The organism is Micromonospora noduli, assembly GCF_003264475.1.
GTDB classification, from domain to species: Bacteria; Actinomycetota; Actinomycetes; order Mycobacteriales; family Micromonosporaceae; genus Micromonospora; species Micromonospora noduli.
In genome coordinates this window covers 329,114-352,407 of the sequence record NZ_PYAC01000012.1, presented here as the reverse complement: position 1 = coordinate 352,407, position 23,294 = coordinate 329,114, and the positions used below count along the sequence as shown (strand labels likewise).

Sequence of the window (23,294 nt, the reverse complement as noted above, 5' to 3'; positions counted from 1 at the left end):
TCCCCGTTCCTACCAGGGTGCGGGCGCAGCGGCGGCGGCGGGTCAGCGGGGTCGGGCCGCGGCGCGGTGCACCGCCTGGGTGGGCACCCGGGGGCGGCCGGACGGACGCCAGGCCCGACCGTTGGCGTAGATCACCCGAAAGCCGAGGTACGACGCGAGCGGAGCCCAGTGGGCGGAGCCCATCCGCAGCTCGGCGGCATTGTGTCGCTGGCCGTTGGCGAGCACGTCGAGGAGCACGGTTTCGAAGGCCGCCGATTCGACCCAGTCGACTTCCCGGGTGAAACCGCAGATCAGAGCAGCTCCGGTGACCTCCAGGAACTCGCGCAGCACCGCGTCCGAGGCGCGCAGCACCGAGCAGCTGCCGAAATAGAGTCGCCGCCCCTCCGCGCGGCCAGCCATCAGCTCGGCCACCTCGTTCAACTCCACCGACTGCCAGTCGGTCAGGCAGAGCCGGCTCGGCTCACCGTGCATGGCGAAGAAGCCGACCCGGTGGTCGGCGTACTGCTTGAGCAGCCAACGGTCCAGGAAGTAGAACAACTCGTCGCGGGTGGCCGCGTCCTTGTGGATGAAGCGGATCTTGCCCAGCCGCTCCAGCAGCTCCAGCGTGGGCAGCACCGAGCCCCGCTCGTTGAGGTCACGGTGCCACTGACCCTCGACACAGAAGACGCCACCGCGTGCCACGCGCACCTCCGCCAGTCCGCCGCCCCGCAGCTGACGTTACCGGCCGCCATCGCCCCGGGAACATCACCCTCCGTGTGGCAGATTGCGACGTTCGGTGCCCTTGACCGCAGCCGGGGTGATCGGTCGGAAATGGCTGTTTCGCAAATCAGCCGAATTCCCAGCCAATACCCAGGGACAGCAGATTGTGAGCACGATTCTCGTTAACCACCTCCAACGGCACTGATCAGTGCGAGGGTGGAAATCACGGGACTTCTCGGTCGATGTCCTGGTGCCACCCCATTCGCTCTCCTATCGGGAGGACTTCTGTGCGCGTAAACACCTTGAAGCGGGTCGCTGTCGCATTCGCCCTGGCACTGCCCGGGGCCGCAATCGCCACGGTGATCGCCGCACCGGCGGCGTACGCGGACGGCTGTTACACCTGGAACCGCACCCTGAGCCAGGGGCGCTCCGGCGACGACGTCCGCCAGTTGCAGATCCGGGTCGCCGGGTGGGCCGGCTACCGGGACATCGTGGAGAACGACGGCCGCTACGGGCCGAAGACCGCCGCCGCGGTCAAGCGGTTCCAGCAGGCGTACGGGCTGCGCGCCGACGGCATCGCCGGCCCACAGACCTTCGCCAAGCTGTACCAACTCCAGGACAACGACTGCACGCCCGCACACTTCACCTACGGCGAGCTGGACAACGGTTGCGGCGGGAGCGGGTGGAGCGGCGGCCCGCTGTCGGCGAACCAGACCAAGCAGAACGCGTTGCGCACCATGTGGAAGCTGGAGGCGCTGCGCAAGGGCCTCGGTGACAAGCCGCTCTACGTGTCGAGTGGGTTCCGCAGTCGCGCCTGCAACAACCAGGTCGGCGGCGCGTCCGACAGCCAACACCTGTACGGCAACGCGGCCGACGTGACCTCACGGACGTCCTCGCTGTGCCAGGTCGCCCGCGGTGCCCGTAACAACGGCTTCAGTGGGATCTACGGGCCGGGCTACCCCGACCACGACGACCACGTGCACGTCGACTCGCGTCGGGAGAACAACAGCGACGACAGCTCGAACACGACGAGCTGGTCCGCCCCGGACTGCGGGGTTGGCAACTGAGCCCACCCGCTCAGAGCGACGTCGGCCCGACGCGGAGGGGGAATCTTCGCGCCGGGCCGACGTCGTGTCGCCCCGGGTCGGATGGGCGGAGGGGGTAGCGCGCTCAGCTCGCCCGGGGCCAGCGCGGCGCGGTGACGGGGGGAGTCACCGGCCGGCCAGCAGCGGTGGGCCGTACCCCCTGGGGGACGACTCGCGCGGCCTGTTGCCGCGACGGCCCGGTCGCCGTGAACGGGAACGGCACGTGCACAAACGGATTGCCATGCCGGATCAACGCCTCGATCTGCCGCTCGTTGAGCCCGTGTGTCTCCAACACCCGACGCCCCCAGCGGTGCAGCCGGCACGGGTAGGAGGCGCCGTCGTTGCGGCACAGCGGCCCGGTGGGCCACTCCTCGGCGGTGTGCACGACCACCGCCCGGACCGCGAGCCGGACATCCTCCGGGGTCAGTGGTGCCGGCATTGGCACCTCACCCAGTACCTGATCGATGGGATCCGTCGACTGCTCACCAACTCGCACGGCAGGCCTCCCGCAGTTCGGCAGCGGTACGGCGGACCTACCGCACCGACATCCTCGGCCATGGGTACGGCGGACACCGGACGAAAGTTCAATTCCGGTACGCGGTAAGCAGATCCTCCGCCGACAGCACCCGGATGCCGTCGACGGCAGTGCCGCTGCGCGACACGGCGACGACCGGCACCGATTCGTCGGCGCCGGGAAGCTGGGACCGGTGCAGGAGCAGTCGGCCCAGGTCATGCGCGTCAAAGGGTCGGTTCTCCTGCCACTTGACCGATCCGACGAAGCTGATGCTCCGAGCGACGGGCGCACGGTCGGCGCCGACTATGTCGATCTCCGGGTCGTTGGTCCGGGTCCAGTAGCCGCCGATCGTCGCCGCCTCCGCCGGTAGATGGTCACTGGGCAGCCGGCGCAGCGCCTCCCGGACGACAGGTTCGATGGCTCGCCCTCGCCAGGACGTCCACGACCGGTCGATCCGGTCCAGGGTCAGGTCGCCCCGCCCCCGCTCGATCTCGGAGAGGTGCGGCCCCAGGAACGACAACCAGAAACGCAGGTACGGATCGGCCACCGAGTACCGGGTCTCCCGCGACGGCTTGGTCGACAGCGGAACGGTGACCTCCACGGCCCGTTTCTGTTTCAGCAGGCGCAGGGCGCGGTTGAGGGACGCCTGCGGAAGATCCCCTGCCGCGCGGGAGATCAGCGAGAAGGTCCGCTCACCGGAGCCGATGGCCCGCAGCACCAGCCCCGCCTGGGACTGGGGCGGAAACTCCGCCGCCAGTGCCCGCTCGCCGCTGACCAGCAGGGCAGAGGTCGGATCCCGTACCGCGTCGGTCAGATACTCGTGGACCGACGCACCGGTCGGCCACTCGTCGAGGATCAGCGGCAAACCGCCGGACACCAGGTAGGCGTCGAACGCGTCGGCGGCGGACAGGCCGAGCATGTCGCTGACGTCGGCCGGGCTCAGCGGCGGAATGACCATCTCCGTGGCTCGCTGGTGGAACGGCCGGCCGTAGTCGTTGAGGGCTTCCATCATGGCCAGGTCCGATCCGACGCAGATCAGGAGAACCGGTCGACGGGACAACTCGCGATCGAAGACCTTCTGCAACGTTCCCTCGAAACCCGGGTCGCCCGCGATGAGGTACGGCATCTCGTCCAGGACGACGACGCTCGGCCGGTCGGACGGCAGCGCGGCGGCGAGCAGGGTCAGCGCGGCGTCCCAGGTCTGTGGTTGCTGCTCCCGAAGGATCTGCGCACCCGGCAGTGTCGAGGCGGCCGCCTCCTCCACGAAGAGGGCGAGCTCGGCTGCGACGGTCGGCTGCGCCGAGGCGGTGAAGAAGAGGTACGGCACCTCGGCCCGCTCCACGAACTCCTCGACCAGTCGGGACTTGCCCACCCGCCGCCGACCGCGCATGAGAAGGGCCCGCCCAGGCCGACCAGCACGGCCACCCCGTCGCACCCGAGAAAGCATGGCGCCCAGGAGGTCGAGTTCACGGTCCCGTCCGACAAAGCCGTCCACGATCACTCCTGACACAACCAACGATGGAACAACCAAAAATGAGTGTAACCTCATCCGCGTTGGTGTGTCCGGCCCTTGACCCCGGCGAAGGCCTCGTCAGACGAGGCCGGCGTCGTGCACGAGCAGCGCCACCTGGACCCGGTTGTTGAGTTCCAGTCGGGTCAGCAGCCGGGAGACGTACGCCTTCACCGTCGCCACGCTCATGAACAACTCCCCCGCGATCTCCGCGTTGGTGCGGCCCCGCCCCAACGCGACCGCCACCTGCCGCTCCCGCTCGCTGAGCCCGGTGAGCAGCCGCAGCGCCCGTTCGCGGCGCGGGTCCGGGCCGACCGGGCCAGGGGCGGCCGCGGTCACGTGGGCGATCAACGTCCGGGTCACCGTCGGCGAGAGCGTCGCCTCGCCCGCCGCGACCCGGCGTACGGCGCGCACGATCTCCGCCGGTGGGGTGTCCTTGAGCAGGAAACCGGCCGCCCCGGCGCGGAGCGCCCGCAGCACCTGTTCGTCGGCGTCGAAGGTCGTCAGCACCAGCACCTCCGGCGGGTGCGGTTGAGCACGCAGCGCCTCGGTGGCGGTCAGCCCGTCGACCCGGGGCATCCGGATGTCCATCAGCACCACGTCCGGGGCGTACGCGGCGACGGCCGCCGGCACCTCGCCACCGTCGGCCGCCTCGCCGACCACTGTCAGGTCCGGCAGACCGCCGAGGATCATCGAGAGCCCGGCCCGGACCAACGCGTCGTCGTCCACGATCAGCACGCGTACCGGGGGCGCGGCCGCGTCCGGCGGGCCGGCCGCGCCGGCAGGGCTGGTCACGCCGGCCACGGCAGCCAGGCGGCCAGCCGGAAGTCACCGCTGTCGTCCCGGCCGTAGGCGAGTCGCCCGCCGGCCAGGGTCACCCGTTCGCTGATGCCGACCAGGCCGGTGCCGGCACCCGGCAGTGTGCCGCCGGCCGGCGCGCCGACCGGCCACCGGTTGCCGATCGCCACGGTCAGCCCGGCGCCCGGCCCGCCGGCCACGTCCACGGTGACTGCCGCGCCGGCAGCGTGCTTGCGGGCGTTGGTCAGCCCCTCCTGCACGATCCGGTACGCGGCCCGGCCCAACGCCGCCGGCACCTCCCCCGGGCTGGCGACGCTGTCGCTGACGTTCACCCGCACCCCGGCCGACCGCGACTCGGCGATCAGGGCCGGCAGGTCGGCGAGGGTGGGCTGCGGCGGCTCGGGGGCGTCGCCGGCACCGTCGTCCTCGGCGCGGAGCACCCCGATCACCTCGCGCAGGTCCTGGAGGGCGGCGTGCGCGCTGCCCCGGATCACCCCGGCGGCCCGGGCCACCTCGTCGGCCGGCGCGTCCGGGCGGAACTCCAGCGCACCCGCGTGCAGGCTGAGCAGCGAGATCCGGTGGGCCAGCACGTCGTGCATCTCCCGGGCGATCCGGGTGCGTTCGAGGTGGCGGGCCTGGGTGACCCGCAGCTGCTGCTCCGCCTCGGCCCGCTCGGCCCGCTCCCGCAACGACACGATCAACTGCCGGCGGGCCCGGACGAACATCCCCCAGGCCAGCACCGCGAAACTGAGCACCACTCCCCAGGACACGGTGGCCCAGTAGGGCATGCTCGGGTCCGGGCGTGTCCAACTGAAGACCAGGTTGGTGACGAGACCGGCACCGGTGACCGCGATCGCGATGGCGGTCCGCCGGTGCACCACCACAGTGAAGTAGAAGATCAGCAGCGGGATGGCGGCGGCCATCGAGAACAGCGTCAGCGGTGTCGTCGCCACTATCAGCCCGAGCGGCCATCGGCGGCGCATCCAGAGCAGCCCGCAGCAGACCAACCCGATCACGGCGTCGGCACCGGTCATCCAGTCGTGCGGGAGCGGAGTGGCCATCGCCGGGTCGGGCGACAGGGCGTCGGCGGTGGCGAAGAGCACCCAGAGCAGGGAGACCAGGAACGCGACGCTGTCCACGATCCAGTCGCGGGTGGTGCGACGCGGACGCGTACGCCCGCGGTCAGCCGGCACCACCAGCTCCCCTGGCAGCAGCCAGGGGTGCTCCGGGACGGCGAGGCTGGTCACGCGCCCATGCTAGGCAGCATCGGGGCCCGACAACCAGCTACCAAAGTCGAGATCCGATGATCGACCAAGGTCGACGGAGCACCGACCGGTGGCCGCAGCGGATGGCCGGGCGGCGCGGGCAGGCTCAACCGCATGATCACCGTAGAGAACCTCACCAAGCGATACGGGCCACACCCGGCCGTGGACGACGTGTCGTTCCAGTGCGAGCCGGGCACCGTCACCGGCTTCCTCGGCCCCAACGGCGCCGGCAAGTCGACGACCATGCGCATGATCTGCGGGCTGACCACGCCGACCGCCGGCCGCGCCACGGTCTCCGGGCACCCGTACCAGGAGCTGCCCAACCCGGGGCGGGAGGTCGGGGTGCTGCTGGACGCCTCCGCCCAGCACGCCGGGCGCACCGGCCGCGAGGCGTTGACGCTGTCCGCGTACACCATGGGTCTGGACCGGCGCGAGGTCGCCGCGAAGCTCGACCTGGTCGGGTTGAACGCGGTGGCCGCGAAGCGTCGGGTACGGGCGTACTCGTTGGGTATGCGCCAACGGCTCGGGCTGGCGCACGCGCTGCTCGGCGACCCCCGGGTGTTGATCCTCGACGAGCCGGCCAACGGTCTGGACCCGGAGGGGATCTTCTGGATGCGCGGCCTGCTGCGCGACTTCGCCGACCGGGGCGGCACCGTGCTGCTCTCCTCCCACCTGCTGCGCGAGGTGGAGGCGGTCGCGGACCGGCTGGTGGTTATCGGGGGCGGCCGGATCGTGGCCCAGGGCGACAAGAACGAGCTGCTGGCTGGCGGCGGCACTGTGGTCCGGGCCCGCGACAGTGCGGCGCTGCGGCGGGCGCTGGAGGTGGCCAACTTGAGCGCCGCCGACAGCTCGGAGGGGCTGCTCGTGCAGGCCGACGCCGAGGCGGTCGGCCAGGCCGCCGCCGATGCCGGCGTCGCGTTGGCCGAGCTGCGCCCCGCCAGCGGCGGCGGCCTCGAACAGCTCTTCCTCACCCTGACCGCCGGCGAATCGACCAAGGAGGCCGTCCGATGACCACCACCACCGCGCCCGCCGCCGGCGCCGTCGCGCCCCGGCACCACACTCCGGTACGTCGACCGTCGCTGCTCCGGCTCACCGGCGTGGAGCTGCGCAAGCTCGTCGACACCCGGGCCGGTCGCTGGCTGCTGATCACCATCGGCCTGACCACCGCCGCGATCGTCATCCTGCAACTGATCTACGCCGGGGAGGCCGACCAGACCTTCCTCAACTTCTTCGTCCCCTCACTGCTGCCGGTGTCGGTGCTGCTGCCGGTGCTGGGCATCCTGTCGATCACCAGTGAGTGGTCGCAGCGCACCGCGCTCACCACGTACGCCCTGGTGCCCCGCCGGGAGCGGGTGGTCGCCGCGAAGCTGTTCGCCGTGATGCTCACCGCGCTCGCCTCGGTGCTGGCCAGCCTCGCGGTCGCCGCCGTCGGCACGCTGGTGGCGTCCGCCACCGGCGGGGCGGGCACCTGGGAGTTCGACTGGTCGCTGGTCCTGAACGCGGGGATCCTCCAGGTCACCAGCGTGTTGATGGGTGCCGCCTTCGGTCTGCTGCTGCTCAACCCGCCGCTGGCGATCGTCGGCTACCTGCTGCTGCCCACCCTGTGGGGGGTGCTCGGCGAGATGGTCAAGCCGCTGCGCGGTCCCTCCGAATGGTTGGACACCAGCAAGACCATGGAACCGTTGTTCAGCAGCGACGCCCTGACCGGGGGCCAGTGGGGACGGATTGTGGTGTCCCTGCTGGTCTGGATGGTCCTCCCGCTGGCCGCCGGGCTGTTCCGGACGCTCCGCCGCGAGGTGTCCTGACCATGGACATGGCCAGCTACCGTCCGCGCACCGTGGTCAGCGGCGGCCTGCTGGAGCTGGCGGTCCTGTGGGGTGGCTTTCCGCTGCTCGGCGCGGGCGCCGGATGGCTCCTCGCGGCGGCGACGGGCTGGCTCGCCCGGCTGCCCTGGGTGCCGTTCGGCGACCTGATCGAGTGGTTGGACCGGCTGCCCGAGCCGCAGGCCACCGCCGGCACCATCGGGGTGGGCGTCCTGGCCGGCCTGGTCATCGCCGGGATCGGCACCGCCGAACGGTTGATCGTCACCGTCGACGGGGCGCAGGTCCAGCTGCGCCGCTCCGATGAGAACCGGACCATCGCCCGGGTCGACACCCGGGTGGTCTTCCTCGCCGACAAGCACCTGGTGCTGCTGGACGCCGACGGCGCGGAACTGGTCCGGGAGTCGACGGACCTGCCGGCCGCCCAACTGGCGGCGGCGTTCCGGGCGCACGGCTGGGGCTGGGCGGACGACGACCCGCACCGGTCGGCGTACCGGCTGTGGGTTCCGGACCTGCCCGGGTTGCCGGCCGGCGCGGACGCGCTGCTGCGTGCCCGGGACCGGGCCATCGAGCGGGACCGCCGCGACGACGCCCGGGAGTTGCGCCGCGAGCTGGGCCAGATCGGGGTGGTGCTGCGCGACGAGGGCAAGCGGCAGTACTGGCGGTTGACCACCCGGGCCCTCGCCCCCGGGCCGGAGCAGCCGACTTCGGCCGAGCGGGAGCCGGACGGGCGGTAGCGTCTGTCCCAGCAGACGCTGGGAGCCGCGCGATGACCGAACAGCAGCCGTACCGGGTGGTGTCCCGACACCCCGGCTTCGAGCTGCGTCGGTACCCCGCCCACCTGGTGGCCGAGATGCAGATCCAGGCGTCGTTCACCCGGGCGCCGATCGAGGCGTTCCGGCCGCTGGCCGCGTACATCGGTGGCGCCAATCGGGCCCGGCACCCGATCGGCTCCGCCGCGCCGGCGACGGCGGCGGCCAGCGGCTCGGAGAAGATCGCCATGACGGTGCCGGTGGTGCAGATCGAGGGTGAGTGGCCGGGCGCGTACCTGATCCAGTTCGTCATGCCGGCCAGCTTCACCACCGCCACCCTGCCCGAGCCGGTGGACGCCCGGGTGCGGATCCGCGCGGTTCCGGCGCGGCTGGCGGCGGCGATGCGGTTCTCCGGGCGGTGGACGGAGCAGGCGTTCAGCCAGCGGGCCACGATGCTCGGCCGGTCAGTGACCGCCGCCGGGCTGCAACCGACCGGCGCCATCCGGTACGCGCGCTTCGACCCGCCGTGGAAGCCGTGGTTCCTGCGCCGCAACGAGGTGGTGCTGCCGGTCGTCGAGTGAGCTACCTGAGCCGCCGACGGTCTTCGACGCTCGGCCGGGCCAGCAGCACTGCCATACCCAGCCCCGAGAGCAGCCCGGCCAGGGAGACCAGCAGATCGGAGTCGGCGGCGTTGATCGGGCTGTTGCCGGCCAGCGCTGTGAAACTCGCCCCGATCGGCAGCAGGAGCATCATCGGGACGGCCGTGGCCACCAGGAACACCAACGGGCCCACCAGCGCGACGAGCGCGGCCAGGGCGTGGTGCCACCAGATCGGCCGACCACCCGGCCAGTCCCAGGCCAGCACTGTGACCCCGGTGAGCAGCACCGCCCCGAGAGCGGCCTCCGGCAGGAGTCGTTCACCGGGCGCGGCGGCACGGACCAGCCCGACGCCGAGCAGGGCCGCCACGACGAGGCCGGCCGCCAGCCCGACGCGAGCCCGGGTCCGCGCCGGAGCCGCCGCCAGCGCGGCACCGACGGCCACTGCCACCAGCAGCGCCGCCGTGGCCAGGGCGCCCTGGTTCAGCTCCGGCTCCCGGTCGGTCGGTGACTCGATTCCGGCCGCCACCAGCGTCAGCACCCCGGCCACGCAGGCCGCCCCGGTCAGCACCCGCCGGTCGGCGGCCGGAGTCGTGCCAGGCTCCCGCGTCTGCGGCGCGGCGCGCTCCCACCAGAGCAGGAGCGCCGCGACCACGCCGAGCACGGCGTAGCCGGCGACGGCGAGCAGCACCGTCGCGTCGAGGCCGATCGGGTCGGCCCGGTCGACAGCCACGTCGGCGGCGATCCAGCAGCCGCCCAGCACCACCGCCGGGCCGCTCCACCGCACCTGCCCGCGCCCGGCTAGCACCAGCCCGAGCGGCACCGCCATGATCGCCATGAACCGCAGGTCGCGCGCCCAGTAGGCGTTGTTGCCCGGCAGGCTCTCCGACCACGGGCCGAGCGGCTCGGTCAGCGGTTGCCACGTGGTCATGCCGTACGCCCAGAGCGCGACGGCGGCGGCGGAGAGGAGCAGCCCGACCGGGCGCGCGGATCGCATCCGTGGACGGTAACGGGCCCACCGCCCGTGCGGGGGGCGCGGTCATCCGCCGACCGGTGAGCGGGCGGGGCGGTAACGCAGCAGCCGCCACGTCGGCAACACACTGGACAGCACCGCGAGCAGCAGGCACAGCCCCACCACCCCGACGACCACCGACCACGGCATCACCAGATCGACGGGAGCACCGACCTGCTCGGCGAGGCCGGCGCTGATGCTGAGCAGACCAACGAACGCGACAGCCCCACCCAGCAGCGCGCCGATCAGGACCACCAGGGCGGACTCCGCCGTGACCAGCCAGATGACCTGCCGTCGGGTCGCCCCGGCCATCCGGATCAGCCGCAGGTCCGCGGCGCGGCCGGCGGCGGCCAGCAGCAGCGTGTTGGCCACCGCGATGGCCCCGTAGCCGGCGGACACCCCGATCAGCAGCACTGTGAAGAGCCAGACGAGGCGGTCCTCGGCGGCGTCCGCCTCGGCCGCCCAGCCCGGAACGTCGAGGATCCGCGCGCCGACCGGTGGATCGATGCGGTCCCGGACGTACACAGTGGACGTCAGCGCCGACGGGTCGTGCGCCCGCACCACGGCCCGCGGCACGAGCAGGTCGCCGGGGATCGAGGCGTCGTCGACAACGGCGACGACGCGCAACGGCACCGTCGTCCCGTCGGCGAAGACCACCGGGTACGGCTCGGACGGCAGCCGGTTCGCCGAGGCGCTGACCACCACCGTGTCGTCACCCCTCAGGTCGTTCAGCGAACCGGCGACGACGGTGAGCACCCGGTTCGCGGCGGCGAAGCCCTCCGGGTCCACGCCGAGCGCGGTCATCGGCCGGTCTGGTGGCGACGTTCCGGGGTCGGTGCGGTAGACGGTGGTCGGCAGCAGCGCGGTGCCGCCGGTCGCGGCGACGGCCCGGTCGGACAGGCCGGGCCCGCGGTCCGGCACGACGATCCAGCCGGCGTTCACGTTGTCCGCCCGACCCGCCGCGTACGCGGCGGTGCTGGTGCGCACCATGCCGGACACCAGCACCGCGAACGCGACAGTGAGCAGCACCGGCGCGGCGATGGCGGCGGTCCGCCGGGTCGCTGTCAACGCCCCGCCCCGGACCAGCATCCCGATCGCGCCACCGGGCCGACGCACCGGAGAACGCAGCAGCCACACCAGCGGTCCGACCACCACCGGGGCGAGCACTGTGGTGCCGGCCACCAGCGCCATCACCGCGTAGAGCGCGTACTGCGCCCCCACCCGGGCCTCGTCGGCGGTCGCCGTACCCAGACTGAGAGCGGCCCCCGCCGCGAGGAGCAGCGCCCCGGTGACGGCACGCAGCCGGCCGATCGGTCGCTGTTCCACGGCGGCATCGCGTAGTGCCTCCAACGGGCGGACCCGCGCCGCTCGGCGCGACGCCGACCAGACGGCCAGCAACGCGATCACCGGCCCGGCGGCGAGCGAGACCGCGATCGGCCAGAGTTCGTAGCGGACCCGGAAGGTCGACGGTTCGTAGCCGACGTCGACCAGCAGCCGACCCAGCAGCGGGGCGAGCGCCGCGCCCACCAGCAGGCCGACGAGCCCCGCCGAGACGCCGACGGCGAGCGCCTCGGTGTGGACCATGCGGCGGACCTGGCGTCCGGTGGCGCCGACGGCGCGCAGCAGGCCCAGCTCACGGCGGCGCTGCGCGATGGTGAACGCGAAGGTGGAGGCGACCACGAACACCGTGACGAAGCCGGCGAGGGCCGCCGTGGCGGTGAGCACCTGCATGCCGATCCACCGGGTACGGGCGTCGCCGCGCGGCTCCAACGCACCACGGGCGTCACCGGTGAGCACCCGTCCGTCAACGCCGACGACTCCGCGAGCCGCCGTGGCGACCCGCTCGGCGTCGGCGTCCGGCGCGAGCACCAGCCCGATGGCCCGCACGCCGGGAGCGAGCGTGGCGGCGACAGCGTCCGCGACATGGACGCCCGGTCCGTCGACCAGGCCGCTGACGGTGTACGACTCCGGGCCCACAGCGGTCAGCACTGTGACCGGTGCGCCGGCGCGCAGTCCGAGCGCGCTGTCGACGACCACCTCGCCGGGCCGGCGGGGTGGCTCGCCGGCCGTGAGTCGCAGCCCACCCAGCTGGGCGCTGGACCAGCCGTGCCCCTGGTAGGCGTCCTCGCGCCGGGTTTCGGCGGCCGAGGGTCGGCCGTCGACGAGGGGCTGCGCGTAGAAGGTGCGGTCCGGCACCGCCGCCACCACGTCCGGCAGACCGGCCAGCCTGCCGACCAACTCCGCCGCCGTGGTGGCGGACCAGGGCCGGGTCGGCACGAACTCGTCAGCGGACGCACCCGCCTCGGGGCTCTGCACCACTACCGCCGCCCGCGCCAGCCGGTCCGGCACCTGCGGGCGCCCGGAAGCGAGCAGCAGTGTGGCCGCCGCGACCAGTGTGACCCCGATGGCGACGGCCACGAACGCGCTTGCCGACCGCCGGACGCTCAGCACGACGACTCCGCTACGGTTTCCCGCTCGGCGATCCGGGCGGCGACGGCGGCGGCGGTGATCCCGCCGGTCAGCTCGTCGACGACGCGCCCGTCGGCCAGCAGGAGGACCCGATCGGCGTACGCGGCGGCGGCGGGATCGTGGGTCACCATCACGACGGTCTGCCCGTGGTCGTCGACGAGCGCCCGCAACAGCCGGAGCACCTGCCGGGAGGAGGCGCTGTCCAACGCCCCGGTCGGCTCGTCGGCGAAGACCACCGCCGGACGGGTGATCAACGCTCGGGCCACGGCGACGCGCTGCTGCTCCCCGCCGGACAGCTCACTCGGCCGGTGCCCGGCCCGGTCGGCGAGGCCGACGGCGTCGAGGGCGGCGGCGACGTCCCCGACCGGCGGGCGGCGGCGGGCCAGGCGCGACGGCAACTCGACGTTCTGCGCCGCGGTCAGCGTGGACACGAGGTTGAACGCCTGGAAGACGAAGCCGATCCGGTCCCGCCGCAGCCGGGTCAGCTCGTCCTCACCGAGGTCGTTGAGGTTGGTGCCGTCGATCGTGACGGTCCCCTCGGTCGGACGGTCCAGCCCCGCCGCGCAGTGCAGCAGGGTGGACTTCCCCGAGCCGGAGGGGCCCATCACCGCCGTGAACGTGCCGCTCGCGAAGCCGGTGGTCACGCCGTCGAGCGCCGTCACCCGCCGGGTCCCGGTGCCGTACACCGCGCGCAGCCCCGTCAGGGTCACCGTGTCTGTGGTCATGACCGTTACGGTGCCGAATGCCGGGGGTGCGGCGCGTCGGGCCGGGGCGGGCACTTTCTGGCCCTCCCCAGGGTGGAGTCCGGGGCCCACAAACGCCGGCGCGTCGTCCTGCGGGATGACCACCCGCAGGCGGACGCGGCCGACCCGGCCGGCCGTTACCGTTCGACGGGTGACCGCTCTCCTGCTGACCCGACGAATGCGGCCGGTGGATCTCTACACCGTGGACGCCCTGCTGGCGGTGGCCGTCGGTGGGCTGCTCTGCCCGTACGCGGCGCTGGAGTCGCCGCTGCACGGCGGCGTACGCGAGCCGCTCTGGGTGTCGGTGCTGGTCGGGATGGCCCTCGGGCTGCCGTTGGCCGTCCGGCGACGGTGGCCGATGACGGTGGCCGTCGTGATCAGCTCGATCGCCACCGTCGCTCTGATCACCGGGGTGATACCCAACTTCGCGGCCGCCGCCCCGGCGTTCGCCATCGGCCTGTCCTTCTACACGGTGGCCGTGGCGACGCCCACCCGCCGGTCGATGCTCTGCGCCGCCGGTTGTCTCGCGCTGGTGAGCGTCGGCCTGGTGCTGACCGCGGGCGACCTCTGGTCGCGGACCGGCGCTGTCGTCTACGCCGCCGTCATGGTCGCGCCCGCCTGGGTGATCGGTTGGCTGATCCGGGAGCGACGCGCCCTCGCCACCCGGCAGAGTGATCAGCTGGTCCGTCAGGCTGCCACCGAGGAGCGGTTGCGGGTGGCGCGTGAGCTGCACGACGTGGTCGCGCACACGCTCAGTCTCATCGTGGTGAAGGCGGCCGTCGCCAATCACGTCGCCGAGGCCGACCCGCGCGAGGCTGGCGCCGCGCTCCGGGTCATCGAGGAGACCGGCCGCACCGCGCTGACCGACGTACGTCGGGTGCTCGGCGTGTTGCGCGAGGACAGCCCGTACGCGCCGACGCCCGGGCTGGACGAGTTGCCCCTCCTCGCCCGGCAGGCGGCGATCGGCGGCGTCGACGTGCAGCTCGACGTGCGGCGGGACGAGCCGGCCGGCGCGGTGCCGGAGTCGGTGGGCCTCGCGGTGTACCGGATCGTGCAGGAGGCAATGACGAACGTGGTGAAGCACGCGGCGCCGGCCGCCTGCCGGGCCACGGTGACCGTCCTGCCCGACGAGGTGCGGGTGGAGGTGACCGACGACGGCCGGCGGCCGGTCCTGCTCGGCGGGGAGGGGCACGGGTTGATCGGCATGCGGGAACGGGTGGCGTTGCACGGCGGGGAGTTCCGTGCCGGCCCCCGCTCCGACGGTGGGTTCGCGGTGACGGCCAGCCTCCCCTACCGGGTGGCCGCGTGATCCGCGTGCTGATCGCCGACGACCAGGCGTTGCTGCGCGGCAGTTTCCGGCTGCTGGTGGATCTCAGCCCCGACTGCACCACTGTCGGTGAGGCGGGCACCGGCGTGGAGGCTGTCGCGTTGACCGAGCAGCACCGACCGGATGTGGTGCTGATGGACGTCCGGATGCCGGAGATGGACGGCATCGAGGCGACCCGGCGGATCTGCGCCGACCCGGCGACGGCCGCCACCCGGGTCATCATCCTGACCACGTTCGACCTCGACGAGTACGTCTACGGGGCGCTGCGCGCCGGAGCCAGCGGGTTCCTGCTCAAGGACACCCCACCTGCGGATCTACTGACCGGGATCCGGGTGGTCGCGGCCGGGGAGGGGCTGCTCGCGCCGACGGTGACCCGCCGGCTGATCGACGAGTTCGCCCGGCAGCCGGCGCCGACCCGGCCGCTGCCCCGGCAGCTCGACGGGGTGACCGATCGGGAACGGGAGGTCCTCGCGCTGATCGCCCGGGGCCTGTCCAACGCGGAGTTGGCCGCGCACCTCAACCTCAGTCAGGCCACCGTCAAGACGCACGTCGGGCGGCTGCTGACCAAGCTGGCGGTACGCGACCGGGCGCAACTGGTCATCGTCGCGTACGAGACCGGCCTGGTGGGGCCGGGCGGCCTACGCTGAGCGGGTTGTCCGCACCCGAGGAGGAGCCATGACCCGGTACGTCGCCCTGCTGCGCGGGGTCAACGTCGGCACCACCCGGCTGGCGATGGCCGACCTGCGCCGGATCGTCACCGACCTCGGGCACGAGGACGTCAAGACGTACCTGCAGAGCGGCAACGTGGCCTTCGGCAGCACCGTGCGCGACGCGGAGAAGCTGGCCGCGGGCATCGCGCGGGCGCTCACTGACGAGCTGGCGCTGACAGTGCCGGTGCTGGTGCGCAGCGGCCGGGAGTTGGCGGCGATCGCCGGCGGCAACCCGTACGCCGACCGGGAGGACGACCCGACGCGACTGCTGGTGGCCTTCCTCGCCACCGCACCCAAGAAATCCACGGTGGACTCACTGGCCGTGCCCGGTGGCGAGAACGTGTCGTTCACGGTGACCGGCCGGGAGGTGTTCCTGCACTACGTCGACGGCGGTTACGGGCGGTCGAAGTTCACAAACGCGTACCTGGAGAAGAAGCTCGGCGTGGTGGCCACCTCCCGCAACTGGAAGTCGGTGCGGGCCCTGGCGGAGATGACCGCCTCCTGACCTCAGGTGGGGGCCGCGGCTCGGCGACCCCCACCGACGGTGCTCAGAAGTGGTAGGCGGTCTCGTACTCGGGCACCAGCACCCGGCTGCGCGGCGAGATCCGGCGCACCGCCGCGATCATCTCGTTCAGCCGGGTGCGGTCGGTCGGGGCGACCGGCGGCGGGTTCTGCAACGCCGTCTCGAAGTTGTCGTAGTGCACCGGCACCACGACCTTCGGGTAGTCGAGGCCGGCCAGCAGCCGGGGCAGGTAGTCGCCGGTGGTGGTGGCGTTCTGCATGGCCACCATCGCCACGTCCGGCGCGAGGCCGGTGAGGTTCCGCTCGGCGACGTCGCTGGCCCCGGTGAAGTAGACCGACGGTCCGCCGTCGACCCGCAGCAGGTAGCCCAGCGTGTCACCCTCCGGCAGGTCGGCGATGGTGGCCGGCTGGGGCGGCGGGCTCACCCGCACACCGGGAAAGGCCACCGAGTACGACGGGTTGCGGCTGTGCAGCGAGCCGACCACCTCGACGCTGTGGTCGCCGAAGTCCAGCACCTCCCCACCCTTCACGGCGCTGAGCTGCGTCGACGGCAACCCGTAGGCCAATCCCAGGTGGTACGCGGTCAGCGTGCCGAACACCCGCGCGCCGGTGCGCTTGGCGATGTACGGCACATCCATGAAGTGGTCCCAGTGGGTGTGCGTGACCAGCACCGTCGTGGCCCGGTCGACCCGCGGGTCGATCACGTCGGTGCGCACTGTCAACGCGGTGTCGGTCTTGAACGCCCCGGTGAACAGCCCGGTGTCGATCCGGCTGAGGAACGGGTCGACGAGAACGGTGCGGTCGCCGATGTCGACGCGCCAGCCGGCCGTACCCCACCAGCGAAAGCTGACCGCGCCCTTACGGCGAGCGGTCGGCGTGGGCGCGGCGGTCGAGGGCGCGGCCTGGGCCGGGGTGGCGACGCCGGCGGCGAGGCCACCGGCGGAGACCAGGGCGGTGGTGGCGGCGGCGTCGCGCAGGAAGCGTCGGCGGTCGAGACTGGGCATGCGGATCTACTCCCCGTGGTCGGGTGATGTGTCGACCACGAGCCAACCAGCGGCACCGGGCCGCAGTCCAAGATCAAGGGCCGTCGGCTTCGATACGCCAGCGGATATCGGTCCTGCTCGGCCGGGGTGCGGCGGCGCTCGGAGGGGCGCGAAATCAGTCGCCGCGCAGCGCCTCGACGGCCGTCCGGGCAGCCTCGCCCATGGCCAGGTCCACGTCGATGCGGCGCGGGGTCAACTGTTCGGCGCGGGCGAAGACGGCGATCGCGTACCGGCCGCCGTCGGGGTATTCGGCGACCCCGGCCTCCAGGTGGAACCCGGGCAGGGTGCCGGTCTTTCCGGAGACCCGCACGCCGGGCGGGAAACCAGCGGCCAGCCGGGTCCAGAAGATCTGCCGGGCCATCCAGGTGCGGACCATCGCACAGGCCGCCGCCGGCCCGGCCTCGTCCCGCCAGATCAGCGTGAGCAGCCGGGTGATCTCCCGGGCGGTGCTGGACGTGGCGTGCGCGGGGTCGAAGACCCGCATGGCCCGGACCCGGTCCGCAGGCAGCGTGGGGAAGATCCGGGCGAACTCCGCCTCGGTCCGGGCGCCCACGTCGGCGAGCATCATCTCGACCAGTTCCCGAGGGCCACCGAGGACGCGGGTACGGGTCAACCCCAGCTCGACGGCGAGCATCGGCAGCAGGTCCGGGCCGACCCGGCGCAGCAGCAGGTCGGCGGCCGTGTTGTCGGTGACCGACATGGCGAAGTACGCGAGGTCGCGCAGCGACACCTCGGCGTCGTCGTCGCAGCCGGCCAGACCCCACCCACCGAGCCGGTCGGCGGCGGTGACCAGTACCCGCTCGGTCGGGTCCAGCTGCCCGGCCTCGACCTGCCGGGCGAACTCCAGCACCAGCAGAATCTTGAAGATCGAGGCGATCACCACCTGCTCGTCGGCCCGTACCCCGACCTCATGAAGAGCGCCGGCCGGTCCGTCGCCCTCGACGGCGCTCAGGTCGACGGCGTCCAGGTCCACGACGTGCAGGCTGGCCGTCACCCCGACGGCGGCGAAGATGGCACCGATGCGTTCCTCCACGTCCACGCCAGCACGGTATCCAGCGTCGCCGTGGTGGCGCTGGCGTAGGGTCCCGGCCGTGGATCTGCTCCGGCACCTGCGGCACTTCGTGGTGGTCGCACACGAACTGCACTTCGGGCGGGCCGCGGAGCTGCTCGGGATGGCCCAGCCGCCGCTGAGCCAGTCGATCCAGCGGCTGGAACGGGAGCTGACGGTCGAACTGTTCGACAGGTCCCGCCGCCAGGTACGCCTCACCACCGCCGGTGAGCTGCTGCTCGGCGAGGCGGAGGAACTGCTCGCCGGTGAGGGTCGACTCCGCAGCCTGATGGGGCAGATCCGCGCCGGTGAGCTGGGCGTACTCCGAGCCGGGGTGCCACCGGAGACGCCCGCTGTGACGCTGCGCTCGCTGCTGGACGGGCTCACCACCCGGGCGCCCGGCCTGGACGTGGAGTTGCACGAGCTGACCACCGCCGAGCAGGTGCGGATGCTCACCGAGCGGACCCTGGACGTGGGGCTCGTGCATCACCCGGTGGCGGCGGACGGGCTGCGCTTCGGCGCCCCGGTCGACGTACCCCTGGGGGTGCTGCTGCCGCGCACCTCGCCGCTGGCCCGCGGCCGCGAGGTGACGCTCGCGTCGCTGGCCGGTCTGGATCTGGTGGCCGCGCCCCGCGCCACCGCCCCCGGCTGGCACGACCACCTGCTGGCGGTGTGCCGGCAGCATGGTTGGCGCCCGGGGCGGGTGCGCCCCGCCCGCAACCCGGAGTTCCTTTGCGGGCTGGTGCTGGCCGGCGGCGGGGTGGCAGTGGAACCGGCGGCGGTGGCCCGCCGGGAACCCCGGATGGCCTGGCGGCCGATCACCGACGCACCGCTGGCCAAGCGCACCTCGGCGGCCTGGCCGGACCGGTCGGCGCACCCGGCGGCGGCGATGTTCGGCCAACTCGCCGCGGAGGTGCTGGCCGACGCCGAGCCCACCGCACCCGCGCAGCCCTCGACGTCGGTGCCGGCGGCACGGCCGTGGCCGGTGCTGTTCGACACGACCGGGTGAACCGATCCGCCGTTGCGTTCGTCACCACCGATTGGGCGGTGGATCGTCCACCCACCCGGGTATGGATGACAGGAAACGAAGACGAGAAGGAGCCGCAGTGGCAATCACGATTCCCGACATCAGCCTGAACGACGGCACCACCATTCCGCAGCTCGGCTTCGGGGTGTTCCAGATCGAGCCGAAGGACACCGTCGCGGCGGTGACCACCGCCCTGGAGGTGGGCTACCGGCACATCGACACCGCTGAGATGTACGGCAACGAGGCCGAGGTCGGCGAGGCGGTACGCGTGTCCGGCCTCGACCGGGCTTCGGTCTACGTGACCAGCAAGCTGAACAACGGCTTCCACCGCCCCGACGACGCCCGCAGGGCGTTCGACTCGACGCTGGCGGCGCTGAAGATGGACTACATCGACCTGTTCCTGATCCACTGGCCGCTGCCGACCCTGTACGACGGCGACTACGTCTCGACCTGGAAGGTGCTGGAGGAGTTCCAGCGCGACGGCCGGGCCCGCTCGATCGGCGTGTCGAACTTCCAGGTGTCGCACCTGGAGCGGCTGGCCGACGAGGCGAGCGTCGTGCCGGCGGTCAACCAGATCGAGGCGCACCCGTACTTCGGCAACGACGAGGTCCGCGCCTACGGACGTGCACACAACATTCTCACCGAGGCGTGGTCGCCGATCGCCCAGGGCAAGGTGCTCGACGACCCGACGGTCGTCGACATCGCCGGGCAGCTCGACCGGACCCCGGCGCAGGTGGTGCTCCGCTGGCACGTGCAGCGCGGCGACATCATCTTCCCGAAGTCGACCACCCCGAAGCGGATCGAGGAGAACACCCGGATCTTCGACTTCGAGTTGGACGACGCGGCGATGGAGCGGATCACCGCGCTGAACAAGGGCGAGGCCGGCCGGCAGGGCCCCAACCCGGACACCTTCGCCTACCTGCCCGCGTAACACCTGAGCTGGCGGCGGCGCTCAGCGAAAGGGGGTCCGGACGGGCCCCCTTTCGCCGTGAAAGGACCGTCCCCGGCAATGTCGTTCCGCCGCACCACCCCGGCTCTGCTGTCGTTGCTTCTACTCTGGCCAGTGGCCTGCGCGCCGAGCCAGGCCGCCGAGGCTCCCCGCTGGTCCGAGCCTTCGGTATCGGCCTCGCCGACCCCGCCGAAGCCACGTCCGGCGCCGACCTCCACGGCCGAGGTCCGCAGCCGGGTCACCGCAGCGATGCTGAACCTGGACGCAAAGTTCCACCCGGAGACCGCCCAGTACACCGACGAGAACACCGAGGCGTGGAAGCTGATCTCCCTGTGCAGGGCGAGCCTGCCGTCGGACATCAAACGCACCGCCTACCGGGAGCGGATCTGGGACGGCGAGTCCGTGTGGGTCCGGCAGTACGTGGTCGGCTACCTGAAGGTGCCGGGGCGCAAGCTCGCCGACGAATTGCGGTCCGTCCTCGCGACCTGCAAGCGGTACGAGGTGCCCGACGACGGGCGCACGTCGACGATCCTGCGGCCGTCGCCCCCGCCGCTGCCTGACGGCCCGGACGTGATCACCTTCTGCGAGCGGCTGAGCGGGAAGGCCATTCGACACCAGTGCACTCTCGTCCTGGTGCGCGGCAACTTCGTCATGGAGGTCGACGCCGCGGCGAGCAACGGTGACCTGGCGGCCGGCAGCGCCCTGATCGCGAAGATTGCGCCGCTGGCGGTGGCCGCCCTGCAGAAGGCCGCCTGAACGCCGCCGCCGGGGCGGGCGCCCCATTGCGCTGGCGCCCGCCCCTCCCCCGGCTGGCGACCCTTGCCAGCCTCCGTGGTCAGATTCGGCCCACGGAGTCCTGGTTCTGCAACACCAGCCACCGGCCGTGCTGGTAGGTGTAGCTGACCCCGATCAACAGCGGCACCCTGGTGCCGGTGGCCGGCACCGCGTAGACGGAGTCGAACAGCACGAAGCCCGTCCGGCAGCCCACCACTGTCTGCTTCGCCACGCTGAAGGACTGGGTCCACGAGTCGTCGGCGAAGAACCCGCGCAGCCAGTCCACTGTGGCTCTCTTGCCGTCGAGCACCTCCCCGTCGGAGGCGAAGACGGAGGTGACATCGGGGTGCAGCAGCGCGGCGAAGCCGTCCAGGTCCCGCCGGGCGGTGGTCTCCACGTACGCCCGGACGGCGCGGTCGAAGGCACGTACGCAGCCGCGGACCGCCGCGTCCCCGGTTGCGGTGTCGCCCGGGCCGGGGGTGGCGGCCGACACCGCGGCCGGAGCGGCGGCGAGCAGGCCGGCGGTGAGCCCGAGCAGGGCGATCGTGCGGCCGAGCCGGCCGGCGGGACGGGCGGAGGCGGGTGGACGCATCGGGTTCTCCTTCGGACGAGTGGTTGTGCCGTCGCAGCCAACCCGGCCCGCCACGCGGTCGGCCAGTGATTCGAACAGGCTCGAATGCGGACCACACATCGATGTCGCCGCTTGTACGATCCGCCGTGTGATGGTCGCTCACCTGGACGGTTCGAGCCTCGCGCGGCTCCGGTTGGCGATCTCGCCAGCTTCGGAGGTGACGTCCTGGCTGCGGGCCGCGCTGTCGCGCTTCGGGCACCCGGTGCATGGCGATCCCGGTCCGGCCGCCCGCGCCGCGCTGCGGCACCCCGACGTGGCCCTGGTCGCGGAGTTGGTGACGCCGCCCGGCCGGCTCGGCTACACGCCGGACCTGCTCACGCCGAAGCCGCCGCTGGGTCCGCTCGACGCGGCCTTCGAGCAGCAGTTGGCGGCCACGGCCGCGACGCCCGCCGACGAGGTGACGGCGCAGGTGAACGAGCGGTTTCCGGCGGGCGGGCTCCCGGCGCGGATCCGCACGGCGGTCGAGGACGGCACCCTGGCCCGGCGGGTCACCAACGGGCTGCGCCACTTTTGGGGGGCCGCACTCGCCGAGCAGTGGCCAACTGTGCGGACCACGCTGGAGGCCGAGCTGGCCCTGCGAGCCACCACGATGGCCACCGCCGGAGTGGGCAGCATGCTCAACAGCCTGCACCCGAAGGTCGGCTGGACCGGCAGGTCGCTGACCATCGACAGCTCGTACCGGATCACCACCGCGCTGACCGGCGCGGAGCTGGTGCTCGCGCCGTCGGCGCTGGCCTGGCCTCAGCTCTCCACCCAGCTGTGCGACGAGGGCAACGCCGTGCTGGTCTACCCGGTCGGCGTCGGGCCGACAGTCCAGCGCCGGGCGGATCGGCTCGGTGACCTGGTCGGTGCGAGCCGGGCGGCGATCCTGGCGGACCTGGACGTTCCCCGGTCCACCGGGCAGCTCAGCGAGCGACACCGACTGGCCCCGGCCACCGTCTCCTACCACCTGGGGGTGCTGCTGCGCTCCGGCCTGGTGGTGCGCACTCGGGAGCGGCACAGCGTGCTCTACCGGCGGTCCGACCACGGGGACGGGCTGGTCGGGTGCCGGGCAGGTCAGGTTGCGACGCGCTCGGCGAGCTGGCGGAACACCGCCTGAGTGGGCGAGCCCGGCTCGGGGACGTAAACGATCATCCGCTGCTCGGTCTCCGGCACCAGCAACACCCGGCACTCGAACTCCAACGATCCCAGCTCGGCGTGCGGCACCCGCTTGACGATGGGGCGGCGCTCCTCGACATCGTGCTCCGCCCAGAGCCGCGCGAACCGGGGCGAGGTACCGAGCAGCTCGGTGACCAGCTCGCGGATCGCCGGGTCGGCCGGGTAACGGCCGTAGGCGGCCCGCAGGTCCGCCACCGTGCTGCGGACGAAGCAGATGGTTTCGGCGTCGGTCCAGTGGCTGTCGGTCGCCGGACGCCGGAAGGTCCAGCGAATCATGTTGCGGTCCGCGTCCGGCACGGCCGAGAGGTCGCCCATGAAGTACGTGGCCAGCCGGTTCCAGGCCAGCACGTGGTACGCGGCGTCGACGAGGTACGCCGGGGTTTCGGTCATGGCGTCGAGCAGGTGCCGCAGCCCTGGGGTGACCTCCCGGCTCGGGCCGACGGTGCGCGGCGGGTTCTCCCCGGCGATCCGGAACAGGTACTCGCGCTCGTCCCGACTCAACATCAGCGCCCGGGCCATCGCGGCGAGGACCTGCCGGGACGGGTGCGGCCCGCGACCCTGCTCCAGCCGGATGTAGTAGTCGATCGACATCCCGGCGAGCTGGGCGACCTCCTGTCGGCGCAGCCCGGGGGTCCGTCGGCGTTCACCCTCGGGGAGCCCGACCTCGGCGGGACTCAGGCGGGCGCGGCGGGTGCGCAGGAACGCCGCCAGTTCGTCACGCTGCAGACCGCTGCTCGTCATGCCCCCAGCATGCCCCGGGCCGGGCCGACGAGGGTGGTACCACCGGTCCCAGCCTCGGCCCGGCTCTCCCCGGGCGCGGCCAGCCCGACGAGGCTCGACGG

General features: G+C 72.7%; 24 protein-coding genes. 12 read left to right on the top strand and 12 right to left on the bottom strand.

All coding sequences use genetic code 11. The annotated features are described in order from the left end of the window. Window positions 1-42: 42 nt before the first annotated feature. The gene (locus MED15_RS16365) at window positions 43-681 is read right to left on the bottom strand and encodes a DUF6642 family protein (protein WP_091393643.1); all 639 of its coding nucleotides are present in this window, start codon (window positions 679-681) and stop codon (window positions 43-45) included. A 305-nt stretch (window positions 682-986) separates the two neighbouring features. Here MED15_RS16365 and MED15_RS16360 point away from each other — a divergent pair, with 305 nt between their 5' ends. Beyond that, window positions 987-1,766, top strand: coding sequence for a D-Ala-D-Ala carboxypeptidase family metallohydrolase (locus MED15_RS16360; RefSeq protein ID WP_112582264.1), 780 nt, complete (start codon window positions 987-989; stop codon window positions 1,764-1,766). A gap of 103 nt (window positions 1,767-1,869) precedes the next feature. On the opposite strand, the gene MED15_RS16355 is transcribed toward MED15_RS16360, so the two are convergent. From MED15_RS16355 to MED15_RS16340, 4 genes are all read right to left on the bottom strand, one after another. Next, window positions 1,870-2,223 (bottom strand): hypothetical protein, encoded by a 354-nt coding sequence (locus MED15_RS16355; RefSeq protein WP_225855057.1) that lies wholly within the window; start codon window positions 2,221-2,223, stop codon window positions 1,870-1,872. Between the two features lie 145 nt (window positions 2,224-2,368). Further along, window positions 2,369-3,793, bottom strand: coding sequence for an ATP-binding protein (locus tag MED15_RS16350; protein WP_181562606.1), 1,425 nt, complete (start codon window positions 3,791-3,793; stop codon window positions 2,369-2,371). Between the two features lie 96 nt (window positions 3,794-3,889). Next, the gene (locus tag MED15_RS16345) at window positions 3,890-4,621 is read right to left on the bottom strand and encodes a response regulator transcription factor (RefSeq protein ID WP_112736080.1); all 732 of its coding nucleotides are present in this window, start codon (window positions 4,619-4,621) and stop codon (window positions 3,890-3,892) included. Continuing rightward, window positions 4,600-5,853 (bottom strand): sensor histidine kinase, encoded by a 1,254-nt coding sequence (locus MED15_RS16340; protein WP_112601807.1) that lies wholly within the window; start codon window positions 5,851-5,853, stop codon window positions 4,600-4,602. The genes MED15_RS16345 and MED15_RS16340 overlap by 22 nt, the downstream gene beginning before the upstream one ends. A gap of 132 nt (window positions 5,854-5,985) precedes the next feature. Here MED15_RS16340 and MED15_RS16335 point away from each other — a divergent pair, with 132 nt between their 5' ends. From MED15_RS16335 to MED15_RS16320, 4 genes are read left to right on the top strand one after another with little or no spacing between them, the layout of a single operon-like run. Beyond that, window positions 5,986-6,882 carry an ABC transporter ATP-binding protein gene (locus MED15_RS16335; RefSeq protein WP_091397128.1) on the top strand — a complete coding sequence of 299 codons (897 nt, stop codon included), beginning with the start codon at window positions 5,986-5,988 and terminating at the stop codon, window positions 6,880-6,882. Beyond that, window positions 6,879-7,676 carry an ABC transporter permease gene (locus tag MED15_RS16330; RefSeq protein WP_112582272.1) on the top strand — a complete coding sequence of 266 codons (798 nt, stop codon included), beginning with the start codon at window positions 6,879-6,881 and terminating at the stop codon, window positions 7,674-7,676. The genes MED15_RS16335 and MED15_RS16330 overlap by 4 nt, the downstream gene beginning before the upstream one ends. A 2-nt stretch (window positions 7,677-7,678) precedes the next feature. Further along, the gene (locus tag MED15_RS16325; RefSeq protein WP_112698722.1) at window positions 7,679-8,428 is read left to right on the top strand and encodes a YqeB family protein; all 750 of its coding nucleotides are present in this window, start codon (window positions 7,679-7,681) and stop codon (window positions 8,426-8,428) included. A gap of 32 nt (window positions 8,429-8,460) precedes the next feature. Further along, window positions 8,461-9,024 (top strand): SOUL family heme-binding protein, encoded by a 564-nt coding sequence (locus tag MED15_RS16320; protein ID WP_112731841.1) that lies wholly within the window; start codon window positions 8,461-8,463, stop codon window positions 9,022-9,024. Between the two features lies 1 nt (window position 9,025). Here MED15_RS16320 and MED15_RS16315 read toward each other — a convergent pair whose 3' ends face one another. From MED15_RS16315 to MED15_RS16305, 3 genes are read right to left on the bottom strand one after another with little or no spacing between them, the layout of a single operon-like run. Beyond that, window positions 9,026-10,036: a hypothetical protein gene (locus MED15_RS16315; RefSeq protein WP_112736078.1), complete on the bottom strand. Its 1,011-nt coding sequence runs from the start codon at window positions 10,034-10,036 to the stop codon at window positions 9,026-9,028. Window positions 10,037-10,078: 42 nt separating this feature from the next. Beyond that, window positions 10,079-12,502, bottom strand: coding sequence for an ABC transporter permease (locus tag MED15_RS16310; protein ID WP_244220474.1), 2,424 nt, complete (start codon window positions 12,500-12,502; stop codon window positions 10,079-10,081). After that, window positions 12,496-13,245, bottom strand: coding sequence for an ABC transporter ATP-binding protein (locus tag MED15_RS16305; RefSeq protein WP_167457660.1), 750 nt, complete (start codon window positions 13,243-13,245; stop codon window positions 12,496-12,498). Before MED15_RS16305 ends, MED15_RS16310 begins: the two co-directional genes overlap by 7 nt. Before the next feature lie 169 nt (window positions 13,246-13,414). Between MED15_RS16305 and MED15_RS16300 the strand changes: the two genes are divergently transcribed. Genes MED15_RS16300 through MED15_RS16290 form a run of 3 tightly spaced genes read left to right on the top strand, consistent with a single transcriptional unit; the run spans window position 13,415 to window position 15,805 of the window. Then, window positions 13,415-14,572 (top strand): sensor histidine kinase, encoded by a 1,158-nt coding sequence (locus tag MED15_RS16300; protein WP_244220473.1) that lies wholly within the window; start codon window positions 13,415-13,417, stop codon window positions 14,570-14,572. Beyond that, window positions 14,569-15,237 (top strand): response regulator, encoded by a 669-nt coding sequence (locus tag MED15_RS16295; protein ID WP_112736074.1) that lies wholly within the window; start codon window positions 14,569-14,571, stop codon window positions 15,235-15,237. Before MED15_RS16300 ends, MED15_RS16295 begins: the two co-directional genes overlap by 4 nt. Window positions 15,238-15,265: 28 nt before the next feature. Further along, complete coding sequence (locus tag MED15_RS16290) at window positions 15,266-15,805, top strand: DUF1697 domain-containing protein (RefSeq protein ID WP_112601813.1); 540 nt, start codon at window positions 15,266-15,268, stop codon at window positions 15,803-15,805. 43 nt (window positions 15,806-15,848) lie between these two features. On the opposite strand, the gene MED15_RS16285 is transcribed toward MED15_RS16290, so the two are convergent. After that, window positions 15,849-16,826: an MBL fold metallo-hydrolase gene (locus MED15_RS16285; RefSeq protein WP_112582284.1), complete on the bottom strand. Its 978-nt coding sequence runs from the start codon at window positions 16,824-16,826 to the stop codon at window positions 15,849-15,851. Window positions 16,827-16,980: 154 nt separating this feature from the next. Beyond that, window positions 16,981-17,904 (bottom strand): serine hydrolase, encoded by a 924-nt coding sequence (locus MED15_RS16280; RefSeq protein ID WP_112736072.1) that lies wholly within the window; start codon window positions 17,902-17,904, stop codon window positions 16,981-16,983. A 52-nt stretch (window positions 17,905-17,956) separates the two neighbouring features. On the opposite strand from MED15_RS16280, the gene MED15_RS16275 reads away from it, so the two are divergent. From MED15_RS16275 to MED15_RS16265, 3 genes are all read left to right on the top strand, one after another. Then, window positions 17,957-18,922, top strand: a complete 966-nt coding sequence (locus MED15_RS16275; protein ID WP_112582287.1) for a LysR family transcriptional regulator — start codon at window positions 17,957-17,959, stop codon at window positions 18,920-18,922. A gap of 97 nt (window positions 18,923-19,019) precedes the next feature. Continuing rightward, the gene (locus MED15_RS16270) at window positions 19,020-19,871 is read left to right on the top strand and encodes an aldo/keto reductase (protein WP_225855060.1); all 852 of its coding nucleotides are present in this window, start codon (window positions 19,020-19,022) and stop codon (window positions 19,869-19,871) included. Window positions 19,872-19,949: 78 nt separating this feature from the next. After that, window positions 19,950-20,645, top strand: a complete 696-nt coding sequence (locus tag MED15_RS16265) for a hypothetical protein (protein ID WP_112736070.1) — start codon at window positions 19,950-19,952, stop codon at window positions 20,643-20,645. Between the two features lie 79 nt (window positions 20,646-20,724). On the opposite strand, the gene MED15_RS16260 is transcribed toward MED15_RS16265, so the two are convergent. Beyond that, on the bottom strand, window positions 20,725-21,255 hold the full coding sequence (locus tag MED15_RS16260; protein WP_167457659.1) for a nuclear transport factor 2 family protein: 531 nt from the start codon (window positions 21,253-21,255) through the stop codon (window positions 20,725-20,727). Between the two features lie 130 nt (window positions 21,256-21,385). Between MED15_RS16260 and MED15_RS16255 the strand changes: the two genes are divergently transcribed. Beyond that, window positions 21,386-22,393 carry an ArsR/SmtB family transcription factor gene (locus tag MED15_RS16255; protein ID WP_112736067.1) on the top strand — a complete coding sequence of 336 codons (1,008 nt, stop codon included), beginning with the start codon at window positions 21,386-21,388 and terminating at the stop codon, window positions 22,391-22,393. Here the strand turns inward: MED15_RS16255 and MED15_RS16250 are convergent. Further along, entirely contained in the window at window positions 22,351-23,193 is an 843-nt protein-coding gene (locus tag MED15_RS16250; RefSeq protein ID WP_112582295.1) for a helix-turn-helix transcriptional regulator, read from the bottom strand. The genes MED15_RS16255 and MED15_RS16250 overlap by 43 nt on opposite strands. Window positions 23,194-23,294: the final 101 nt, after the last annotated feature.

Bases quoted from the DNA above. Each gene is read 5' to 3' on its own strand.
- MED15_RS16320 (WP_112731841.1), top strand. From the start codon at position 8,461: ATGACCGAACAGCAGCCGTACCGGGTGGTGTCCCGACACCCCGGCTTC.
- MED15_RS16335 (WP_091397128.1), top strand. From the start codon at position 5,986: ATGATCACCGTAGAGAACCTCACCAAGCGATACGGGCCACACCCGGCC.
- MED15_RS16325 (WP_112698722.1), top strand. From the start codon at position 7,679: ATGGACATGGCCAGCTACCGTCCGCGCACCGTGGTCAGCGGCGGCCTG.
- MED15_RS16305 (WP_167457660.1), bottom strand. From the start codon at position 13,245: ATGACCACAGACACGGTGACCCTGACGGGGCTGCGCGCGGTGTACGGC.
- MED15_RS16315 (WP_112736078.1), bottom strand. From the start codon at position 10,036: ATGCGATCCGCGCGCCCGGTCGGGCTGCTCCTCTCCGCCGCCGCCGTC.
- MED15_RS16290 (WP_112601813.1), top strand. From the start codon at position 15,266: ATGACCCGGTACGTCGCCCTGCTGCGCGGGGTCAACGTCGGCACCACC.
- MED15_RS16355 (WP_225855057.1), bottom strand. From the start codon at position 2,223: ATGCCGGCACCACTGACCCCGGAGGATGTCCGGCTCGCGGTCCGGGCG.
- MED15_RS16265 (WP_112736070.1), top strand. From the start codon at position 19,950: ATGTCGTTCCGCCGCACCACCCCGGCTCTGCTGTCGTTGCTTCTACTC.
- MED15_RS16330 (WP_112582272.1), top strand. From the start codon at position 6,879: ATGACCACCACCACCGCGCCCGCCGCCGGCGCCGTCGCGCCCCGGCAC.
- MED15_RS16285 (WP_112582284.1), bottom strand. From the start codon at position 16,826: ATGCCCAGTCTCGACCGCCGACGCTTCCTGCGCGACGCCGCCGCCACC.
- MED15_RS16255 (WP_112736067.1), top strand. From the start codon at position 21,386: ATGGTCGCTCACCTGGACGGTTCGAGCCTCGCGCGGCTCCGGTTGGCG.
- MED15_RS16260 (WP_167457659.1), bottom strand. From the start codon at position 21,255: ATGCGTCCACCCGCCTCCGCCCGTCCCGCCGGCCGGCTCGGCCGCACG.
- MED15_RS16250 (WP_112582295.1), bottom strand. From the start codon at position 23,193: ATGACGAGCAGCGGTCTGCAGCGTGACGAACTGGCGGCGTTCCTGCGC.